The organism is Leptolyngbya cf. ectocarpi LEGE 11479, assembly GCF_015207065.1.
Taxonomy (GTDB): domain Bacteria; phylum Cyanobacteriota; class Cyanobacteriia; order Phormidesmidales; family Phormidesmidaceae; genus Leptothoe; species Leptothoe ectocarpi.
Genome location: NZ_JADEXP010000559.1, coordinates 1 through 2,424 on the forward strand (window position 1 = coordinate 1; position 2,424 = coordinate 2,424).

Here is a 2,424-nt window from a genome sequence, read left to right on the forward strand (position 1 = left end):
GTGCTGGGCAGATCGGCTAGGGCGTTGAGTTCGTCGGTGTAGGGCAGGTCAAAGCGATAGGTCTGGGAGAGTTGGGCGATGGTCTCAAGAGCAGGGTTGTCAGGGCTAGGCGTACCAGGGGTATGGTCTGGATCAAGGGCCAGACCAGGCAGGGAGAGGGACACCAACGGTAGGTCAAACTGCTGCGCCCATTCACGGGCAGGAGCGGCGGCAGTACCCAGAAACTGGGGCCACTGGCTAGCTCCGTTAGCGTCATCCGACATGTCAACACCAAAATACCAGCGGTGGGGTAGTCCCGAGGCATCAACGGGCAGCTCAAAGGGGATCAGTTGTCGGCTAGCGCTGGGATAGTTGGGGGGTGACTGGCTTTGGGTGAGGGGCAGTGCCTGCACCATGGGCAAGGAGGGATGTCGTTGCCAGACCCAGGGTAGCGCTTGGCTAAAAAGATTAGTTGGAAGTACGTTTTCGGTTTGAAAGGCTTGCAGCGTGTCTGGGTGGACGGTGTAGAGGAGTTTCCAGCCTTGTAGCTGAGGGATAGTTGCCAGGGCGGCTGCCGGATCAGGGGGGCGGACAGCCAGGGTTAATGTTTCTAGGGTGAAGGTAGTTAGGGAGGGAAACAGATCGGTGTCGGGATTGGCGGTGCGTAGGGAATGCGATCGCACCCCCGCCACCCAGTTATCTAAATCCGGCAGCGCATCTTCAATCCGTGGTTTTGACCGACTCAGCCACACCAGACCGGTCACCGTCACCTCAGGTTTTTGGATCAAGAGGGTGACCTCGGACAGAGTGAATCCGGCAGTCTCTCCAACAGTCTCTTCGGCCCCAGAAGGATTTAAAATCCACTGGCCCTGCAGCCTGTCAAGGCTGGTCAGGGTGACATTCCAAGGCTGTTCATTGGGATAGCGCTCTAAACTAGTGCGACGATTGTTACCCAGGGAGACAGCTCCCTGGAGGGGGCTGGCGGTAGGGGTCGTGACCGTGTTGGGGTCTGGCAGGTTGGCCACACCACTGTCCAGGTAGATTTGCTCGGTTAGATTAGGAATAGGCAGCTGTGCCCAGCCGTCCTCTAAGAGCATAAAGCCCCAGATTAAAGAGGGCTGAATCGGTCCTGTGGTCTCAGTCCATTGGGGTGGGGGCAGCTGTTGGGACTGGCGTAAGGCCTGGGGTGTGGCGGTCGGGTCGAGGGCTAGGGTGAGATCTTGCAGCGACAGGTCTTCCGGTGTTATTGCCGCACGATTAAACCGGTATTCAACCGTATTGTCTCGACTGGCCGTAGTGAGGGCCTGGGCCGCTTCTGTGGGGTTAGTGGGATTAGTAGGGCCTGGGCCTACGTCCACCAGTACCCGTAACGGGGAGTCAGGCTGGTCAGACTGACGTTTATCCACCGTGACCCAGCTGGGCACCAGCCGCCCTAACGATGTGGGGGGATTAACTTGGTCGTAAGGAGACTGGTCACTGAGCAAAATGTTGATCTCATTGGGATCAAAATTGAGCACCGGAGTTTCTCCCCAGGCAGCCATGGTCCAAAACAGATTGGGGACAGCAATGGGGTCGGTGATCTCTAGGGTGGCCCAGGTGGGCGTGGTACCAGTGGAGGAATGAGAAGACCCATTTTGAGGATTGAGGGGATTGAGGTAGCGGCTAAGCTCATTCCAGGCGGCAGACCAGTTCTGTTGTTCGTCAGGCGTCAGGCGTTCTCGTTCTAGGGTGAGGCGAAAGGGGCCGCTACCAGCGTCGGTAATTTGTTTGGCTAGCTGAAACGGAGCTGCGATCGCACCAGATCTCCAAGGCAGCTGAATTTGTCCGTGGATGGAGAGACCACTGCCATGGACAGCTAGGGCGCTGAGTAGATGGGCCGCGCCCGCGCGATTTTGCAAAGCATTGTCGGCAGGTAGGGACAGCTGCAGGGCGCTGTAGAGATCAGTGAGGGTGTTAGGAGTGGGAATGAGAGCATCGGGGATATCAGCATTGGCCAAACTGTCCCCCAGGTAAATCTCTCCTACTAAACAGGTGAGTTCTGGAAAAAATGTCTCGCCCTGCCGATCAGGAAAATCCTGGGGCCAGGTTTCGGGGTCGGCCTGCACCAACAGCAGCGATAAACTCCCGGCTTGAATGGCTGTCTGGATTTGGGTCGGTGTTTGCGGGGAGGGGATACCGACTTGAGGATTGCGCTCCCAGCCATAGGGCGTGTCGGTGATTTGCACCTGCTGAACGGCCCCCAGCATTAACAATGTGCCCGGCAGATAGAGAGAGTCTCGTCCTAACCGCGATCGTCCCGTATTGTCTAAAAAGAGATTGCGAAATGCCAGATGGCGATGGGGATCGGCCAGTTCAGCAACGGCAACGGTGGCCACCCAGCAAGGGCCTTTGACTTGGACGATTTTAGCGGATTCGGGGAAGGGAGGCATGGTGGGACTCCTGGGG

At 57.5% G+C, this 2,424-nt stretch carries 1 protein-coding gene; it reads right to left on the bottom strand.

All coding sequences use genetic code 11. The annotated features are described in order from the left end of the window. Positions 1-2,408: hypothetical protein (locus tag IQ260_RS29865; protein ID WP_193996684.1), on the bottom strand; the 2,408-nt coding region annotated here is incomplete at its 3' end. Positions 2,409-2,424 lie beyond the last annotated feature (16 nt).